We start from the raw sequence: 17936 nt of genomic DNA on the forward strand, positions 1-17936 counted from the left end.
ATTTATCGTGATCTAACGCACGGAACATTTCTATCTTTCACATAGAATAACTGTCCATGCAATAACAAGGATTCAACATGAAAAGTCGCATTGAACAGGCGCTAGCAGGCGCTCCAGAAGCACTTTCCAAACAACTTGCTCCTATCATCCAAGCTGATGATTTTGATGCTACGCTTTCAGTTCAACAATTTGAGCAGTTGCTTTCAGCTACCGGTCTATCAGACAAAGAGCTTCGTGTTGCGCTACTTCCTTTTGCCGCAGCGTACTCCTATGCTCCCCTTTCTGACTTTTATGTCGGCGCTATCGTTCGTGGTCTTTCAGGTCGCCTTTACTTCGGTGCCAACATGGAATTCTTTGGTGTACAGTTGGGTCAAACGGTTCACGCAGAGCAGTCTGCGATTAGCCATGCTTGGATGAAAGGCGAACGTGGTGTTAAGGATATCACTATCAACTTCAGCCCATGTGGTCACTGCCGCCAGTTCATGAATGAGTTATCTACCGCAAACGAGCTTAAAATCCAGCTCCCAGAACGCGAAGAAAAGTCACTTCATGAATACCTGCCTGAAGCCTTTGGACCAAACGATCTCGGTATCGAGTCCGGCTTAATGGCAGAAGTTAAACACCAATTCTCATGTGATGATGAAGACGCACTCATCCAAAGTGCAGTTGAAGCGATGAACATGAGCCACTCTCCATACACCAACAACTTGAGTGGTTTAGCATTAGAGATGACTAGCGGCCGTGTATTCCAAGGCGCTTATGCAGAAAATGCAGCGTTTAATCCTAGCTTGCCACCGCTACAAGTTGCGCTAATCCAAGTTTTACTTGCGGGTGAAACCTTTGACAGCATCAAAGCCGCTGCATTGGTAGAAAACTCTGAAGGTAAGATCAGTCACTTAGCCGATACGCAATCAACGTTGGAAGCGTTGAATCCAGATATTCCGCTTAGTTTTGTCAACGTATAAACGACAAATTCAACAAAAAGCTCTACAACATGTAGAGCTTTTTTATTACCTAAAAACCAAAAGCAAACGTTTGCTTTGTCATGAAACTTCAGTATGATCTCCTGCAATTTCTGTCTCATCACTCTATTTTGTAAGGGAACACTATGTTTGGCACTGCAACTAGCGCAAATGCTACCCGTGTATTACTTTTAGGTTCTGGCGAACTCGGTAAAGAAGTCGCCATTGAATGCCAGAGACTTGGTTTAGAAGTGATTGCTTGTGATCGCTATGCCAATGCTCCAGCGATGCAAGTCGCTCACCGTAGTTATGTTATCGACATGTTAGATGGGAACGCCTTAGAAGAAGTTATTACGAAGGAACAACCTACTTACGTCGTACCAGAAATTGAAGCCATCGCAACCGGCAAACTGGTAGAGCTTGAAGAAAAAGGACTGAATGTTGTTCCAACCGCTAAGGCAACCAGGCTAACAATGAATCGTGAAGGTATCCGACGTTTGGCAGCAGAAGAACTGGAATTGACGACTTCACCTTATCGTTTTGCAGATAACTTTGAAGACTTCAAAGCCGCGGTTGAGCATGTGGGTATTCCGTGCGTGGTGAAGCCTGTGATGAGCTCTTCAGGTAAAGGGCAAAGTGTTATCAAGACCGAAGACGACGTTACAAAAGCATGGGATTACGCTCAGGAAGGCGGGCGTACGGGTGCAGGTCGCGTTATCGTGGAGGGTTTTATCGACTTCGATTACGAAATCACTTTATTGACCATCAGAGCCGTTGACGGTGTGCATTTCTGTGCTCCAATTGGTCATCGTCAGGAAGATGGCGACTACCGCGAATCATGGCAACCGCAAACTATGTCAGAAAACGCAGTAAAAGCAGCTGAATACACGGCTGAGAAAGTGGTAAACGCGCTCGGTGGCTACGGCATCTTTGGTGTAGAGCTATTTGTTAAAGGCGATAAAGTCATTTTCAATGAGGTCTCTCCTCGCCCTCACGATACGGGTATGGTTACAATGATTTCACAGGAAATGTCTGAGTTTGCTCTCCACGTGCGCGCGTTTACCGGAATGCCAATTAATAATATTGTGCAATATGGCCCATCTGCGTCTGCTGTTATTCTTGGACAAGGAACTTCCACAAACATTCGCTTTGAAAACCTAAGCAAAGCTTTAGCTCAACCTCAAACACAAGTTCGTCTATTCGGTAAGCCAGAAATCGATGGTCGCCGCCGTTTAGGTGTTGTCCTTACGCGACGAAAAACCACCGAAGAAGCCGTTCAAGATGCTGTTGAAAGTGCTTCAAAAGTGAATATCATTTATTAAATACGAACCACTCATACAAAAATAGCGCAGCTCAAATTGCTGCGCTATTTCGTGTTCCAAACCGAAGAGAGCCTATTCACTCTCGATTAAGTACACTTCTTCAGAGAAGCGACTTAAGCCTTTTTTCGCAATTTTAGGATGATTCTCGTCAGCTTCATCTACGTTCAAACAAGTAACTTTGTAACCTGAAAATAACTGCTCAATCTCTTCGACCGGCACGCTAAATGGAGGCCCCGCCATCTCTTCTTGAGGATAGTTGAGTGTAACAAGCAAAATACGACCGCCTGGGTTCAAAAGTTGCTTGAGACGCTCTACATACTCCTCTCGCATATCTTGCGGTAAAGCAACCAACGCGGCGCGATCATAAATGATATCGGCTTGAGATACTGGTGCAGTGAAAAAGTCCCCAGTATAAATAGAGAGCTCATCAAATTGATAAAGCTCGTGCATGCCATTAAGAGGCGTTACCGTTGGCGTGTAAAAATGTTCAGCAAAAAAGGCACGCACAGCAATATGGCTTAGCTCAACACCTTCAACCGAATCATGCTTCATCGCTAGCCAAATCAAGTCTTCTGACTTTCCACATAAAGGAACTAACACTTTATCTTCACGCTTTGGATTAGTGTGTTTCCAATATACTGGTAATAGCGGGTTTACATCTTCCAAGTGAAATCCGATCTGATTGCTGGCCCATTTGTTATGCCAAAATTCTTGGTCTCTCATTTTACTTTCTACTTGTCGGCTGTTTTCATTTTGAGAGGTAAGACTAACGTTTTTTTTCAATTTGTCTATGCCGTTCATCTTTGGTTAATACTGCGGTGATAGGATGTAATCGGTCTCATAGGAGACGCGCCTTTATCTGATAATCAGAATAAAGAAAAGAGAAATGGTGATCTAACGCACGATTCTACTTCAAGATAAAACTGAAACCTTGGAATCTTTCGTAATGGCCCCATTTATAAGTTAGTACCTGATTTGCCGAACTTAGCGACCTTTATGTTCCCTATTTTCTAAGTACAAGCAAGTTAAGGAGAGTGAATGAGCTTATTTCTTCGTACTACAGCATTGATGCTTTTGGTACTTAGCCGTGCACCGGCATTTGCCGCACTTCCAATTACCCCTGCGCCTAGTGGCGAACAAAATCGTTCAACCAGCCAAAACGAAGTTTGTTCGAAACTTTTTAAACACAGCCTTAGCGGTTTATATGGCATTCAGTCAATCGACACCACACCAACTCAGCCATATTCTGACTTTGACATCCTTTACAGCAAAGCTCACCAAGCACAATTTGAACTTGAAACTATCTGTAAGAGTACCGCACTTCTTAATGACGCTCAGCCATACTTCGCAGGCGTGAAATCCAAACAACGAGCAGAAGAAAAGATAGCTTTAGAGTTAGATGGGAAAGTTGAACGTATTACTGACCTAGCACGTGCAACGATTGTAGCTGAAGACGTCGCGAGCTTAGTCTCCATTTATGAAACGTTAGAGCGTGAAACAACTATTGTGAAAGTAAAAAATCGATTCAAAAAACCTGGCCCTTCAGGATATAGAGACTTGAACTTGCTCGTTCGTTTACCAAAAACAAACCTAGTAGCCGAAGTTCAACTGCACTTGAAAGCAATCGCAGATGTAAAAAGCGGTCCCGAACACGACCTATACGAAAAAATCCAGAAACTAGAACGTCAAGCGATGTTGGAAAAACGTGAGCTAAGCGAAATAGAGCTTGCCTCTATTCGCAACATGCGTACACAGTCTAAGAACTTGTACCAACAAGCATGGCAACCATACTTAACAACGCATCTAGAAGCGGCGTAACCGATATCATTAAGCGTCTCTCATAAACAGAAAAACCACCGCATTGCGGTGGTTTTCATTTGTATGCACACGAATTTTACGCAAAAAAAGACCACGCCTTAGCGTGATCCATTTATTCGGCTTACTGTACTTTCTTCAGGTTTTCTACACGAGCTTTTAACTTCTGACCCGGGCGAAAAGTCACTACACGTCGAGCAGTAATTGGAATATCTTCACCAGTTTTCGGGTTACGACCAGGTCGTTCATTCTTGTCACGAAGATCAAAGTTACCAAAACCTGACAGTTTTACCTGTTCGCCACTTTCCAGTGCCTTACGAATCTCTTCAAAGAACACTTCCACCGTTTCCTTGGCGTCCCGCTTACTAAATCCTAATTTATCAAACAGGTTTTCTGCCAGTTCGGCTTTTGTGAGCGCCATAAAACTTTCCTCAAAGCTATGTTAAACAATGCTACGTTAGTGTAGCGCCAGAGCAGTTTTACCCTACCAATTCAACAACATATCGGGGTTACATCAGGAAGTGTATGACAAGCTTATGATTTTCGCCAACTTTTTTCTTGGCGAACAAAAGGAATAGCACTACGTAAATTATTGTTAAACGCCAGAAATTTGATATTTTTGTTTTTGTTTCATCTTTATCAGGAAAAACATCCAGATTATAAAACTAAAAGTAGTTTAAATATCAACATTAAACACTATTTAATAAAAATATCAGATATTGGTTATTTAACAGACACTTGACATAGAACTTGTCGTAAATTCAGTGATTTGTATGTAACTCGATACGTAACAATTAGATTAAAAGGTATGACCACCTGTACTTTGCAACTGTGCTTTGAAAGCTTGATTAAACCCACGCTTCTCGCTGTTTAACGATGACGCCATATATAAAGATTGATAATGTGGAAGTTCGTGTATTTCCTCATTAGCTTCTTACACTGCTTCTAGGCGACCATGATTAATCAAATCATAAATATTCTTTTCCCTGTTTTTGCTCTTGTCGGAGTTGGCTATTTGGTCGGTCGTTACATCAAGCCTGACTTTCGCCCAATAAACCGCATTAATATTGAGGTTTTTACGCCAGCACTGGTATTTTCGTCACTCGTTAGCATGCCGCTCGATTCAAATCAGGGGCCGCTTCTTTTGGCGGCAATTGTTGCGGTTTTAATTCCCGCACTACTCATGATCCCGGTATGTCGATGGACGTCACTCTCGTTTAAAACCTGGGCGCCACCACATATGTTTCGGAATAGCGGAAATCTAGCTATTCCTTTGTTTACCTATACGTTTGGAGAAATTGCGCTGTCGTCAGCAGTGCTTTTATTTGTCGTGTCAGCATGCTTGCATATCAGCTTAGGCGTAATGCTGCTTAGTCATGGCAACCCTTTTAAGCAAATAGTCAAGATGCCAATCTTTTTAGCAGCGTCGTTGGCTCTGTTTCTCAACGTGTCAAATGTGGGTGCATGGGCGCCTTTATACGAAGCCACTGCTCTACTTGGGCAAGCGGCCGTACCCGTGATGCTTTTATCTCTGGGGGCACAAATGTGTCATTTACGGTTGGACGGTTTAAAGATTGGTGTGTTGTGTACCGTGCAGTCACTGGCAACTGGTGCTGTCGCTTTTGCACTTATTTATTGGTTAATTCCCCTTCCAACGATGCAATTGCAAATGATGGTGCTCTTCACAATGCTGCCGCCAGCCGTCATGAATTACCTATTTGCGGAAAGACTGAATATAGAACCCATGAAGGTGGCGTCAATGGTACTATTTGGCAACTTTTTCAGCATTCTTACGCTGCCTCTTCTGCTTAGCTATACCCTCTCACTCGCTGCCTAACCGCCAATAAGCTATCGTTAGCGTGTATTAGCTGAAAAACAATACGTTCCTAATCTCGGGTAAGGGCCATCCCTAGTTTGGTCTAGTATTTTAAAATAATGAGGGGTGGTGCGAGCAGTAAGGAACTTGAACAACGATAAGGTAATCCTAAAAATAAAAAAACCCTGCCAAACTGGCAGGGTTTTCATTTCTTAAGAAGATACGTTACGCGAGATTAGTCACGTAGAGACGCACCAAACTTCTCAGAAACGTGAGCAACGATAGCGTCAACCGCACCAGCGATATCTGCATCTTCAAGCGTACGCTCAAGTGACTGTAGAGTCAGAGCGATTGCTAGGCTCTTCTTACCTTCTTCAACGCCTTTACCTACGTAAACGTCGAACAGTTTTGCATCTTTAAGGAACTCGCCACCTTGCTCTAGACAAGCGTTAACAATGTCACCAGATGCAACAGCTTCATCCACTACTACCGCGATATCACGACGGTTTGAAGGGAATTTAGAAAGTGCTACCGCTTCTGGGATCACTTTGCTGTTAATTGCAGACCATTCGATTTCGAATACGATAGTACGACCATTTAGACCGAACTTACGCTCAAGCTCAGGGTGAACGGTACCGATCACGCCCACTTCTTTGCCATCTACGATGATTGCCGCAGATTGACCTGGGTGAAGTGCTGGGTTAGCTTTTTTGCTTTCAGGTGACAGTGCAGCGAAAGAGTACGCTTTTTCGTTCGCAGATAGCTCTAGAATCGCTTCTAGATCGCCTTTAAGGTCGAAGAAATCAACCGTGTTAGTTTCGATATCCCAATGTTCTTCACCGCGAGTACCAGCGATAACACCCGCTAGCATAGGCTCTTGGCGCATGCCGTTTTCTGCAGATTCACATGGGATGAAACGTAGGCCGTATTCGAATAGACGAACGCGTGGCTGTTGACGCTTCTGGTTGTGAACAACCGTGTTCAGCAGACCTTGGATAAGACCAAGACGCATTGCTGACATGTCTGCAGAAATTGGGTTTGGAAGTACTAGAGGCTCAACACCAGGTACAACTAGCTTTTGCTGCTCAGGCTCAACGAAGCTGTATGTGATTGCTTCGTGGTAACCACGGTCAACAAGAAGATCACGAACGCGTTTCAGTGGAAGATCCGCTTCAACGTGGTTGTGCATCTTAAGTGCTGCTGCTGGGTTTTGGTTAGGAATGTTGTCGTAACCGTAGATACGGCCAACTTCTTCAATCAGATCTTGCTCGATAGCGATATCGAAACGCCATGTTGGCGCTACTGCCACCCAACCTTCTTCTGAAGCTTCAACAGTCAAACCTAGGCGCTCTAGGATTTCTACTACATCAGCATCAGCGATGTGGTGACCTAGTAGGTTGTCTAGTTTCGTGCGACGTAGTGCAACTTTGTTTGGCTTAGGTAGGTCTGCTTCAGATTCTACAGCTACAACAGGTGCTACTTCACCACCACAAATTTCAACAAGAAGCTGTGTTGCACGCTCCATTGCGCTCACTTGTAGTGCGTAATCCACACCACGCTCGAAACGCATTGAAGAATCAGTGTGAAGACCGTAGCTACGTGCGCGGCCACGGATGTGGTCAGGTGCAAAGAATGCACACTCTAGTAGAACGTCTTTAGTCTCAGTTGTTACACCAGACTCTTCACCACCAAAGATACCTGCGATTGCAAGTGCTTTGTTGTGGTCAGCAACTACTAGTGTATCTGCGTTTAGTTCTGCTTCGTTGCCGTCAAGAAGCGTTAGCTTCTCACCTTGCTCAGCCATACGAACTACGATGCCACCTTCGATCTTCGCTAGATCGAATGCGTGCATTGGTTGGCCTTGCTCTAGAAGAACGTAGTTAGTGATGTCTACTACAGGGTCGATAGAGCGAATACCACAACGACGCAGTTTCTCTTGCATCCATAGTGGTGTTTCAGCTTGAACGTTTACGTTCTTAATAACACGACCTAGGTAACGAGGACACGCAGCAGGAGCTTTCACTTCGATAGACACTTTATCGTCGATTGAAGGGGCAACTGCTTCTACTAATGGCTCTGTCACGTCAGCACGGTTTAGTACGCCAACTTCACGAGCTAGACCACGAATGCTGAAACAGTCAGCGCGGTTTGCCGTTAGGTCTACGTCTACTGTTACGTCGTCTAGACCTAGGAATTCACGGAAATCGGTACCGACTACTGCGTCTTCTGCTAGTTCCATGATACCGTCTGACTCAACGTCGATACCTAGTTCAGTGAATGAACAAAGCATGCCGTGAGATGGCTGGCCACGTAGTTTCGCTTTTTTGATTTTGAAATCACCTGGAAGAACAGCACCAACTGTTGCTACTGCTACTTTCAGACCTTGGCGACAGTTAGGTGCGCCACAAACAATGTCTAGAAGCTCTTCTTCACCCACGTCAACTTTAGTTACGCGCAGTTTGTCTGCATCTGGGTGTTGACCACATTCAACAACGTGACCGACTTTAACGCCAGTAAAAGAACCTGCAACAGGAAGAACGTCGTCTACCTCTAGACCGGCCATTGTAATTTGGTGAGTTAGCTCGTCAGTAGTAACCGCAGGGTTTACCCACTCACGAAGCCATGATTCGCTGAATTTCATGTTGATGAACCCTCTGGATTACTTGAACTGTTTTAGGAAACGAAGATCGTTCTCGAAGAACGCACGTAGGTCGTTCACGCCGTAACGAAGCATTGTTAGACGCTCAACACCCATACCGAATGCGAAACCAGAGTATTTTTCAGGATCGATACCTACGCTACGTAGCACGTTCGGGTGAACCATACCGCAGCCTAGTACTTCTAACCATTTACCGTTCTTGCCTTTCACGTCTACTTCAGCTGAAGGCTCAGTGAATGGGAAGTAAGATGGACGGAAACGTACTTCTACTTCTTCTTCGAAGAAGTTACATAGGAAATCGTGCAGGATGCCTTTCAGCTGAGCAAAGTTTACGTTCTCATCAACCAGCATGCCTTCCACTTGGTGGAACATTGGCGTGTGCGTTTGGTCGTAGTCGTTACGGTATACACGGCCTGGTGCGATGAAACGGAATGGTGGTTTACCATTTTCCATCGTACGGATCTGTACGCCTGACGTATGAGTACGAAGCATCAAGTCTGGGTTGAAGAAGAAAGTATCGTGGTCAGTACGCGCTGGGTGATCAGCTGCGATGTTTAGCGCATCGAAGTTGTGGAATGCATCTTCGATCTCTGGGCCTGCCTCGGTGTTAAAACCGAGTTCGCCAAAGAACTTCTCAATACGCTCTACAGTACGAGTTACTGGGTGTAAACCACCGTTTTCAATACGACGACCTGGTAGTGTTACGTCGATTGTTTCTGCTGCTAGTTTCGCTTCAAGCTCAGCACGTTGTAGTGCATCTTTACGAGCTGCGATAGCTTGCTGAACTACGCCTTTCGCTTTGTTGATCTCTTGACCAGCTTCACGGCGTTCTTCTGGTGGTAGTTTGCCTAGGCTTTGAAGTTGAGCAGTTAGCTCACCTTTTTTACCCAGATACTGAACACGCACTTCATCAAGTGCGACTAGCGATTCGGCAGCTTCAATTGCAGTGCTCGCGCTAGCAATGATCTCTTCTAGATGTTGCATCGTTTCCTCATCTACCTGTAGGTAGTGTCCATAAGGGAGTGATTGGTTTTTTGATAGCTGTACATAGTAGCCAAACCGGGCACCAATGCCAAATTGAATTACGAAAAGAAGAGGTTATTGAATAAAAAGAGCACAAAAACGTCAAAAATGTCATCTTTAGTTAATCTGCCGTTTAGTTGTGCCCTTTTGTTTTAGAAATAGTATTGAATAGATAGCTCGATAAAATCGTCATCTCTAGCAAAGTAGAGCAAATCATTTGGTGTTTCATTTTTAAACAACCAAGCATCAATTTGCCACTTAACGTGATTCGATATTCGGCTCGACGCCTCTAACTTAGCATTGTAAACATCAGCGTTATCTAAATCCTTCGTGATTCCCGTCAATACTTCCGTTCCGTCCTCATCATTGAGCGCCCAACGAATACCTGCAAACACATCATTTTGACCGATAGTTTGTGCGTTGTTCCCTCGACTGTCATAGAGGTACTCACCAATAACTCCCACATCCCAAACCGTGTCAAATGCACCGACGAAGGTATACTCAAAACCCGTCACAAGACCGACATGATTATCAGCGCTATCTCGATAAACACTTTCTAGTTTCCATAACCAATCGCCAACAATTCCTTGCACATCGAGACCGACATGACTCATCAGAGCGTAGTAAGGCTTTAATTCTCCGTACTCAAAACGAAAGTAGGGATCCCGGTTTGTTCCATATAAATAGCTTAGGCCTACGTCCCAATCGCCAAGCATTTTCGAATATCGAAAAGCCACATCTACGTGCTTCTCTTCTCTGCTTGATTCATAGATAGCATCATCAGAGACAACGGGTTCGGTTCGCAAGCGGCCATCTGTACCCGCAAACGTTCGTTCCCTAAAGTAAGGTAACAACATTGCGTGGACGGTACCCCAGTCTTTGAAAGAGGTAAAATGTAACATCGGCTGACCGAGCTTATCTTCACCATCAACGGCTTCAATAGAGTCTGTTTGGTTTACTACATCAACTAAATGGGCTGATTCAGTCACTCCCCAAAAGACCTTACTAATCCCAACTCGAAGCTCATAATCATCCCAATAAGTCAGATAAAGTGCCTCTCGTATGTCACCATGACTTCGCTCATCGTCTAGACCATCCAGACGATAGAAAGGTGTGAAAGTAAAGTTTGCATCACCATTTTGCATCTCCCAGTAAAATTCTGGCTGCAAAACCAATGACGTTTGCGCTTTGCTCTGACCCTGAGAGCCCGTTTTAAAAAACTGACGATGCTCAATATTGACTTGTCCTGCGAGCTCGACGGCAGTCAGAGGCATCGAGTAAAAAAAGGCTGCTGCACTAAGCAACAACCCAACATTTAATCGCTTCATTTTTCCTCCACTACCTCACTCGCTTCAACACATTCTTATGAAAGTCATTGTCTTGTAATCCAGTGTTAAAACGCATTTCGCTAGTCGTTAGCTCAGTACTTTTTCCTGTTTGATGGTTTGTCATCGCCATAGTGTGCGCTCGCCAATATTGGTTGAGATATTGCTTGTAATCGGAAAAAGAAAGCGTTTTTAACAAAGAGCCTTTGCGGTCGTAAAACTCAACTTTAAGTGGACGATAATGCGCTTTATCTAACCACACCGTTTGCTTGGTATAACCTGAGTTCTTATCGGTCGGAATTTGCTCTACGACGAAAACATCTTGCCCGTTTATGCTGTCATCTTTTAGGTAGTTGAAACGGTATTTTTCAATCTCAAAGGAACTGAGATCCTCATACGCGAATTCACTGCCCATAAAAGGACCTGATTTGTTACGCGAGGAAATACGTTTCACACGTTTCAGTGCAGGAAGGTAAAGCCATTGGTCATCGGCACCCACCGTATGAGAATGGTTGAGAAACGCCGTGCCTTTTACATCTCTCGGTTCATCAAATATCGTGAGCCCTTTGTCACCATCGCCATCAACTTCAAGTGATTGTAAGCGCATTAAACGTGTGCTGCTTTCTCCTTGCGCGTTTCGCAGAATCATTTGCATCGTAGCAACAGAATCCCCCCACCCTCCATCACGGGCTTTGCGCTCTTGGGCAATTTCTAGTCCTTTGGCTTCATCCGCCAACACCGCATGACTCATAATAAGCGAGACAGAAAGTACTGATACTTTTAAGGCATTTTTTACTAAATTCATGTTCAATCCTTTAATTCGTTATGACTGAGTAACAGTCTTGGTTTGAGAGTCAGTTGATTTAAGCTTATTTCGGCGCTCTACCTCGTCGTAAACGCCTTTGTCAAACAACATCAGTAGAGTCGGTAGAAAGATGAAATCCACAACAAGAGCAATGAAGATAACAATGGCACTCAACTGTCCCATATCGGCATTTAAGCGGAAGCTCGACATCGCCAGAACAGAGAAACCAGCAACAAGCACGACCGTCGTAATCCAAAGCGCGCGCCCCACGGTGCGAAAGGCGTAGCGAACCGCTTGCTCCGCACTGTGGCCATCTTTACGAGCGTGTTGATATTTAGAAAGAAAGTGAACGGCGTCATCGACAACAACACCAAGCGTTAATGTCACAACGACAGACAATCCCAAGTTAATCTCGCCAGAAACCAGCGCCCAAATACCAAAACCAATAAGCGCAGGAGCAATATTCGGGACAAGACTAATTAAGCCAAGCTTGAACGAACGCAAGGCAAAGATCAGTAATGCAGAGATTAAGACAAGAGTAATGGGCAAGGTTGACAGCATGCTGGCCATATTCGTTTCACCAATATGCGCAAACATCAATGAAGGACTAGACGCAACAACATCATATTGAGGCGCGTTTTCGTTAAACCATTGGTAAATGCGATTTTCCAAATCAACAAGCTCGACGCTGCCCAAGTTCTCCACGGTGAGAACCATCTTGATCGACGACTTATCTACATTGATTTGGTTGTTCAAATCTAAACCATACGGTAGTGACATTTCATAAAGCAGCAGATATTGAGCCGCTAATTCTCTGTCTTGAGGGAGCGAGTAATAAGCCTGATCTTCTCCATGCATGTTCTTGTTTAGGCGCTTATAAACATCGCTCAAGGTCGCAACATGGTCCGTTTCTGGCTGCAACCTTAGCCAGTCAGTAAATTTACCCACGGAATTGAGAAAATTAGGATCGGCAATGCCCTGCGATTCGTTAGTTTTTATCGCGATACTGATGTTCGCCATGCCACTGATTCGCTCTTCCATAAAATCAGCCGCTCGGCGAAATTCATTGCTATGGCCAAAGTACTCGACGGATTCATCATTGACTTTGTTCAGCGGAATCAAGCTCGCACTCGCGACAATAACAAGCACCGACAACGGCAATAACGCATGTCGCTTTGACACCACGAAATCTCCTAAATGATCCATAAAGTGCTTTCTTTCATCAGAAGTATCCGACTTCACCGTAACCGGAAGGATATTAAGCAAGGCGGGAAGTAACGTGATGGAAAGGAAACAAGCAACCATGACGCCAAGGGCTGATAGGTTGCCGAAATCTCTCAGGATTGGAGAATCCGACATATTCATCATTAAAAAGCCGATCGCGGTGGTAATGGAGGTAATCAAGATAGGCATGAAATTGAGCGCAATACTTCGCTCAATAGAGTGGGCTTTACTAAAGCCGTTTTGCATAGACTGACGCATTGTCGCGATGATGTGTACACAGTCTGCGACGGCAAGCGTCATCACCAAGGTAGGCACATTAACGGTCGCCGTGCTTAAGAACATACCAGCCCATCCTGACAAGCCCATTGTCACCATAACCGAGCCGATAATAACGATGAGCGTCGCGATGACGCTAAGCAATGAGCGCAACATGATGGTCAGAAACACCAATATCACTAGTAACATAGTAGGCACTAATGTTGCGCTATCATCTTGGGCTGCGGTCATAAATGCGTAGTTCATTGCAATAATACCAGCCTTGTGGAATTCCGTGTCTGGGTACACTTGCTGATAACGTTCAATCATTCCGTTTATGTAAGCAACCACCTCTTGTACTTCAGCAGTTTTATCTATTTCAGGGAGTTGGACCGTAATGTTTACGACCGTGACATCTCCTTTTTCAGAAATCAGTGAACTTTTCAAAACCGGCTCACTCAACGCAATACTTTTGACTTTCTCTATTCGTTGAGGTGTCAATTCATATTCGCTATACAGTAAGTCTTCGACAAGAAGATCATCTTCAAACGCTTCGGTATGCTGGTAGTTGGCGAGGGAATCAACGCGGGTGGAGTATGGAACTTGCCACGCCTCGTCAGTGATCTGCTGAATAAGAGATAATGTACTAGGAGTAAAAACAGTGCCGCTCTTTGGCGCTATAACCAAAGCAAGACTGTCAGATTTTGCAAAGGTGGTTTGAATTTCATCAAACGCAAGTAACTGCTCATTTGTTCCATCAAAGAAGATGTCGTAATCTCCTCTAAAGTAAAGATTTTTTCCTCCAATAGTTGCTATGACAATCAATAAAACGGTAGCAAGCATCACCAATACACTGTAATTCGTTGGTAGCTTACCCCACCCTGAACGGGCGTATTGTTGAACGTTGTGATGTGGCATCACACTCTCCTTTTGTGACGTTTCGTCAAATTTAAAAACTAAAAAAACAGCAAATGCTGTAAATAACCAGACAAACTCGACATGCAAACTTTAGATCGAATGAATTTGGCTACATAAGTCAGTTTTTAGTAACTTCCTATGCTTCTCGTGATCATTGGCTGAACGCCAACCCTCGAGATTTAATGACGATTCGTCACAATAGTGCGATAAAAAAGCCAACCATAACGTCAGATTGGCCTTTCCAGTTTATTAGCGATTCACTGACTCTAAATAAGCAAGCTCTTCACTAAATAACTCCTGCTCCACTCGACGCCAGGTTTTACGGTAGTCCCATTCTGTAGATAAAGGCGACCAACCTAAACCATCAAGTAACATATTCGCGTTGTGCAGTACTGAGAATGGGTCTTGAATTCGCTGAATACATCGACTGTTCGATGCATTTTGCGCCAAAGCGTTTGAACCGAATGCAATAGACCAGTTGGCGAATACAATAGCATCAGAACCAATTGCGGGAGAAAACTTAAGATCACCACATTCTACCGCATTGTTCACCAGCGCATCAGCACCATCTATTACTTGTTCTTCCAAGTTATTCAGTTCATTCACACGTTTAGGCGAAGCCTTCTCTAGAACCCAAGGCGTCTTTGCAACAATCGCACAAGTTGATAGTACTGGCTCCATACGAGCGTAAATACGATAACCTACATGCATCGCAATGATTTTTTCTCTGGTATTGCCATTAAATTTGGCGGTACGTTCGAAAAATATTGCTTCGCTTTTCAGCGAATGAATACAAAGCGCAAGAATCACATCTTCTTTGCTGCAAAAATGATTGTAGATCGTCCCTTTAGAATAAGGGCTTGACGCTGTAAGCTTGTCCATCGTTAAGTTGGCAAAGCCTTGCTCTTGAACTAAAGACTTAGCCAATTGAATAAGCTCTATCTCACGATCAGCAATCGCCTGTTGCTTTTTTGTTAGCCCTGAAGACACACGACATCCGTCTTGCTTGCTATATTTTTTACAGCGAAAGTTAAACATAATCCTTTGATCCGTAAACCAACACACTCCCAATAATTGTAACACGATTCTTTAATACGGGAACGCAACTAAAGTTGACGAACCGTCACAAATGACACTTCGTCATAATAGATCAAAAAACAAACATTTCAAGTATGAATTTATAATTAGAAGATAAATAGCTACCAATTATGCATACCCAAGTAGCTACAGGATGCTTGGTTCAACGAGAATGGTTTCTTTGTAGAGGAAGCGAGATAGGCTTTGGGAGGAACAACGAAGGAAATCAGCATGTTAAAAATAACGAAAGTAGATGCTGAACAGGTATTATTCGAAATAAGCCCAACACACTTTAAGTCTGAATTAAGAGCAAACACCGCTGAATGCCCTACTTACAAAGTATTTGCTGTCTTAGGCTTTTTCTTTTGCAACGCCCTTTCAGAAACTCTCTTCAAAAAAGGCTCAAAATCTATATAGATAGGCTTGGCTTATCACCTGCAGCTGCGATGGCATAACGAATATCATCAATAAATCGCCCCTCTGTCTCAATAATGCCGTCAGAGAATGTGACTGGCTGATGTGGCCCAGCAAGTAGAACAATATTAGTAAAATCAGAGACATTAAAGTTCTCTGCTACAACATTTTTGGAATGAAAATCAATGACGGTCTTTGCAACTTGATCTTCCAGTAACAAAAGCTGTTCTTCAGTAATTTTCATACGCGCCAAAGCAACGCGAACACACTTATCGTGGGTAGTCGTCTGCTCTTTTATGATTTCGGTATATTTGTCGTTGAGCTTGGAGTTCTCTGCATAGCTATAATATAAAGGCCCGTGCAGCGTTATATTTTTATCTTCATCAACGTAAACGAGATCCAACAACTCTAATGCTTTTAAGTAATCAGACATGCTCTGCTCAGACAAGTCATACTTTTTCTTTAAAATAGAATAACCGTCTTTACCTCGAAGCATTCTCAATTCACGATAAAAGTCGTAAAGGTGAGGGAATTGAAAGAATACTTCATCCTGTGTGCGACTAAAGTAATCCTCGTCTTCACCTTGCAATTGATTTGCGAGCTTTTGTAGTTCATCTAACGTGCAATCAACCGCTCTACAATATTCCAGCAACTTATCTAAAGCGAGATTCGTGCTTGTAAGATGTCTCTTAAAGGTAGATAGTGGCATACCCATTTTCTCAGATAGCTCTCGATATGTTAGCCCTTTTGTTTTAATCGCTTGGCGTAATGCGGCTAGCAAGTATTCGGGAGTCAGATCTCTCATCTACAATTCCTTTTGGCAATGTTACAGCTGTATAGTATTTGTAACAATTTAGAACCGCTTGGCAAGGTATAAGTTCATATTTTTATAAGAAAAACATGAATTAATATACCGAAAAGAGAATTCACACAACAAATGAAAAATTCAATATGAGTTCAATTTCATTATAGATATAAAATAATATGCAAAATAAAAGTAAAGCAATTACTCTAAATCATCGTGATTAATTTTAATAGTAACGTAAAGTTGAGAATATAAACCTATTCTCTCTACAAAAATCTAGAATAATTAACCTAAAAGGAACAGAACGGTAAATGCATAATAATTCACCGCTCTCTATTAGCATTTTTGCAATGCTATTCAAGTAGACTAGTCCGCTAGTTTCACTGCAGTACCAAATGCCAAAATTTCCGAAGAACCATCTACGATTGAGCTTGTGGTAAATCGAATCCCTACTATTGCATCGGCACCTTTAGATTCAGCGTCCGCCACCATGCGCTGTATAGCAATATCACGCGCGTCGGTCATCATTTCCGTGTAACCACGAATTTCGCCGCCAACAATGCTCTTGATACCCGCCATGAGGTCACGGCCAATATGCTTTGATTGAACAACATTACCAGTTACAACCCCTCTGATTTCAGAGATCTGCTTGCCAGGAATGCTTTCGGTCGTTGTGTAGATCATTTTTAATCCCTTATAAACGTAAAAATTTATACCCAAGCTACCTTATAACTAACATAAGATGCTAACCAATAAATTGAGAACACTGATAAACAATACTCTAAATAGCCAAGCTAAAAGTCATTTGGGTATAAATTTTAGCAATAAAAAAGGAGAGCTAATGCTCTCCTTATCTTAATCCTAAACTGCTAATTAAAGAGCAGCTTTCGCTTTTTCAACTAGAACTGCAAATGCAGCTTTGTCGAATACAGCGATGTCCGCAAGGATCTTACGGTCGATCTCGATAGATGCTTTCTTCAGACCGTTGATGAAACGGCTGTAAGATAGACCATTTTGACGAGATGCCGCATTGATACGTGCAATCCATAGTTGACGGAATTGACGTTTCTTAGCGCGACGGTCACGGTAAGCGTATTGACCAGCTTTAGTAACTGCTTGGAAAGCTACGCGGTAAACACGTGAACGCGCACCGTAGTAACCTTTAGCTTGTTTTAGAACTTTCTTATGACGTGCACGAGCTTGTACACCACGTTTTACGCGAGGCATTATGCTTCTCCTAAACTAAACGATTGATAACTAAAAAGAATTAAGCGTATGGCAACATACGGATTACTGCAGCCACTTCACATTTTGGAAGGATTGCATTCGGACGTAGTTGACGCTTGTTCTTAGTAGTACGCTTAGTCAGGATGTGACGTTTTGTAGCGTGCTTGTACTTAATACCACCAGCAGTTTTCTTAAAACGCTTAGCAGCACCTTTGTTGGTTTTCATCTTAGGCATGATGAATAACTCCGCATTGAGTAGGTTTAATAAACAACGTAATTAGGGCGAACA

General features: G+C 43.3%; 17 protein-coding genes. 5 read left to right on the forward strand and 12 right to left on the reverse strand.

The window, feature by feature from the left end:
• Positions 1–77: 77 nt before the first annotated feature.
• Positions 78–965, forward strand: a complete 888-nt coding sequence (gene cdd, locus R7P69_RS08560; RefSeq protein ID WP_005377892.1) for a cytidine deaminase — start codon at positions 78–80, stop codon at positions 963–965.
• 143 nt (positions 966–1108) lie between these two features.
• On the forward strand, positions 1109–2284 hold the full coding sequence (gene purT, locus R7P69_RS08565) for a formate-dependent phosphoribosylglycinamide formyltransferase (RefSeq protein WP_017633939.1): 1176 nt from the start codon (positions 1109–1111) through the stop codon (positions 2282–2284).
• Between the two features lie 72 nt (positions 2285–2356).
• Here the strand turns inward: purT and R7P69_RS08570 are convergent, their stop codons facing one another.
• Entirely contained in the window at positions 2357–3007 is a 651-nt protein-coding gene (locus R7P69_RS08570) for a thiopurine S-methyltransferase (protein WP_021707633.1), read from the reverse strand.
• 315 nt (positions 3008–3322) lie between these two features.
• Here R7P69_RS08570 and R7P69_RS08575 point away from each other — a divergent pair, with 315 nt between their 5' ends.
• Complete coding sequence (locus R7P69_RS08575) at positions 3323–4102, forward strand: phosphoribosylglycinamide formyltransferase (RefSeq protein WP_025766820.1); 780 nt, start codon at positions 3323–3325, stop codon at positions 4100–4102.
• Positions 4103–4223: 121 nt separating this feature from the next.
• On the opposite strand, the gene ihfA is transcribed toward R7P69_RS08575, so the two are convergent.
• The gene (ihfA, locus tag R7P69_RS08580; RefSeq protein ID WP_005377899.1) at positions 4224–4520 is read right to left on the reverse strand and encodes an integration host factor subunit alpha; all 297 of its coding nucleotides are present in this window, start codon (positions 4518–4520) and stop codon (positions 4224–4226) included.
• 534 nt (positions 4521–5054) lie between these two features.
• On the opposite strand from ihfA, the gene R7P69_RS08585 reads away from it, so the two are divergent.
• Complete coding sequence (locus R7P69_RS08585; RefSeq protein WP_005377901.1) at positions 5055–5936, forward strand: AEC family transporter; 882 nt, start codon at positions 5055–5057, stop codon at positions 5934–5936.
• A 214-nt stretch (positions 5937–6150) separates the two neighbouring features.
• Here the strand turns inward: R7P69_RS08585 and pheT are convergent, their stop codons facing one another.
• From pheT to R7P69_RS08615, 6 genes are all read right to left on the reverse strand, one after another.
• Complete coding sequence (pheT, locus tag R7P69_RS08590; RefSeq protein ID WP_053303165.1) at positions 6151–8556, reverse strand: phenylalanine--tRNA ligase subunit beta; 2406 nt, start codon at positions 8554–8556, stop codon at positions 6151–6153.
• A gap of 18 nt (positions 8557–8574) precedes the next feature.
• The gene (gene pheS / locus R7P69_RS08595) at positions 8575–9558 is read right to left on the reverse strand and encodes a phenylalanine--tRNA ligase subunit alpha (RefSeq protein WP_005385470.1); all 984 of its coding nucleotides are present in this window, start codon (positions 9556–9558) and stop codon (positions 8575–8577) included.
• Between the two features lie 191 nt (positions 9559–9749).
• Positions 9750–10925, reverse strand: a complete 1176-nt coding sequence (locus R7P69_RS08600; protein ID WP_064353839.1) for a hypothetical protein — start codon at positions 10923–10925, stop codon at positions 9750–9752.
• Between the two features lie 10 nt (positions 10926–10935).
• Entirely contained in the window at positions 10936–11727 is a 792-nt protein-coding gene (locus tag R7P69_RS08605) for an outer membrane lipoprotein-sorting protein (RefSeq protein ID WP_064353838.1), read from the reverse strand.
• Between the two features lie 18 nt (positions 11728–11745).
• Positions 11746–14124 (reverse strand): efflux RND transporter permease subunit, encoded by a 2379-nt coding sequence (locus R7P69_RS08610; RefSeq protein ID WP_318121562.1) that lies wholly within the window; start codon positions 14122–14124, stop codon positions 11746–11748.
• 249 nt (positions 14125–14373) lie between these two features.
• Complete coding sequence (locus tag R7P69_RS08615) at positions 14374–15162, reverse strand: TetR/AcrR family transcriptional regulator (RefSeq protein WP_005377913.1); 789 nt, start codon at positions 15160–15162, stop codon at positions 14374–14376.
• Positions 15163–15432: 270 nt separating this feature from the next.
• Here R7P69_RS08615 and R7P69_RS08620 point away from each other — a divergent pair, with 270 nt between their 5' ends.
• Positions 15433–15618, forward strand: a complete 186-nt coding sequence (locus tag R7P69_RS08620; protein ID WP_031780965.1) for a hypothetical protein — start codon at positions 15433–15435, stop codon at positions 15616–15618.
• Here the strand turns inward: R7P69_RS08620 and R7P69_RS08625 are convergent.
• The 4 genes from R7P69_RS08625 to rpmI all read right to left on the reverse strand — a co-directional run bounded on the left by R7P69_RS08625 (position 15611) and on the right by rpmI (position 17882).
• A complete protein-coding gene (locus R7P69_RS08625) occupies positions 15611–16420 on the reverse strand; it encodes a helix-turn-helix domain-containing protein (protein ID WP_005385480.1) in 810 nt (269 codons plus the stop codon). The two genes, R7P69_RS08620 and R7P69_RS08625, sit on opposite strands and share 8 nt — an antisense overlap.
• 366 nt (positions 16421–16786) lie before the next feature.
• A complete protein-coding gene (locus R7P69_RS08630; RefSeq protein WP_005377919.1) occupies positions 16787–17104 on the reverse strand; it encodes a heavy metal-binding domain-containing protein in 318 nt (105 codons plus the stop codon).
• A gap of 189 nt (positions 17105–17293) precedes the next feature.
• Positions 17294–17647 carry a 50S ribosomal protein L20 gene (rplT, locus tag R7P69_RS08635; RefSeq protein ID WP_004727974.1) on the reverse strand — a complete coding sequence of 118 codons (354 nt, stop codon included), beginning with the start codon at positions 17645–17647 and terminating at the stop codon, positions 17294–17296.
• A 40-nt stretch (positions 17648–17687) separates the two neighbouring features.
• Positions 17688–17882 (reverse strand): 50S ribosomal protein L35, encoded by a 195-nt coding sequence (gene rpmI, locus R7P69_RS08640; protein WP_005377932.1) that lies wholly within the window; start codon positions 17880–17882, stop codon positions 17688–17690.
• Positions 17883–17936: the final 54 nt, after the last annotated feature.

It is taken from the genome of Vibrio sp. 661, assembly GCF_033339315.1.
Taxonomy (GTDB): domain Bacteria; phylum Pseudomonadota; class Gammaproteobacteria; order Enterobacterales; family Vibrionaceae; genus Vibrio; species Vibrio alginolyticus.

Bases quoted from the DNA above. Each gene is read 5' to 3' on its own strand.
- cdd (WP_005377892.1), top strand. From the start codon at position 78: ATGAAAAGTCGCATTGAACAGGCGCTAGCAGGCGCTCCAGAAGCACTT.
- purT (WP_017633939.1), top strand. From the start codon at position 1,109: ATGTTTGGCACTGCAACTAGCGCAAATGCTACCCGTGTATTACTTTTA.
- R7P69_RS08570 (WP_021707633.1), bottom strand. From the start codon at position 3,007: ATGAGAGACCAAGAATTTTGGCATAACAAATGGGCCAGCAATCAGATC.
- R7P69_RS08575 (WP_025766820.1), top strand. From the start codon at position 3,323: ATGAGCTTATTTCTTCGTACTACAGCATTGATGCTTTTGGTACTTAGC.
- ihfA (WP_005377899.1), bottom strand. From the start codon at position 4,520: ATGGCGCTCACAAAAGCCGAACTGGCAGAAAACCTGTTTGATAAATTA.
- R7P69_RS08585 (WP_005377901.1), top strand. From the start codon at position 5,055: ATGATTAATCAAATCATAAATATTCTTTTCCCTGTTTTTGCTCTTGTC.
- pheT (WP_053303165.1), bottom strand. From the start codon at position 8,556: ATGAAATTCAGCGAATCATGGCTTCGTGAGTGGGTAAACCCTGCGGTT.
- pheS (WP_005385470.1), bottom strand. From the start codon at position 9,558: ATGCAACATCTAGAAGAGATCATTGCTAGCGCGAGCACTGCAATTGAA.
- R7P69_RS08600 (WP_064353839.1), bottom strand. From the start codon at position 10,925: ATGAAGCGATTAAATGTTGGGTTGTTGCTTAGTGCAGCAGCCTTTTTT.
- R7P69_RS08605 (WP_064353838.1), bottom strand. From the start codon at position 11,727: ATGAATTTAGTAAAAAATGCCTTAAAAGTATCAGTACTTTCTGTCTCG.
- R7P69_RS08610 (WP_318121562.1), bottom strand. From the start codon at position 14,124: ATGCCACATCACAACGTTCAACAATACGCCCGTTCAGGGTGGGGTAAG.
- R7P69_RS08615 (WP_005377913.1), bottom strand. From the start codon at position 15,162: ATGTTTAACTTTCGCTGTAAAAAATATAGCAAGCAAGACGGATGTCGT.
- R7P69_RS08620 (WP_031780965.1), top strand. From the start codon at position 15,433: ATGTTAAAAATAACGAAAGTAGATGCTGAACAGGTATTATTCGAAATA.
- R7P69_RS08625 (WP_005385480.1), bottom strand. From the start codon at position 16,420: ATGAGAGATCTGACTCCCGAATACTTGCTAGCCGCATTACGCCAAGCG.
- R7P69_RS08630 (WP_005377919.1), bottom strand. From the start codon at position 17,104: ATGATCTACACAACGACCGAAAGCATTCCTGGCAAGCAGATCTCTGAA.
- rplT (WP_004727974.1), bottom strand. From the start codon at position 17,647: ATGCCTCGCGTAAAACGTGGTGTACAAGCTCGTGCACGTCATAAGAAA.
- rpmI (WP_005377932.1), bottom strand. From the start codon at position 17,882: ATGCCTAAGATGAAAACCAACAAAGGTGCTGCTAAGCGTTTTAAGAAA.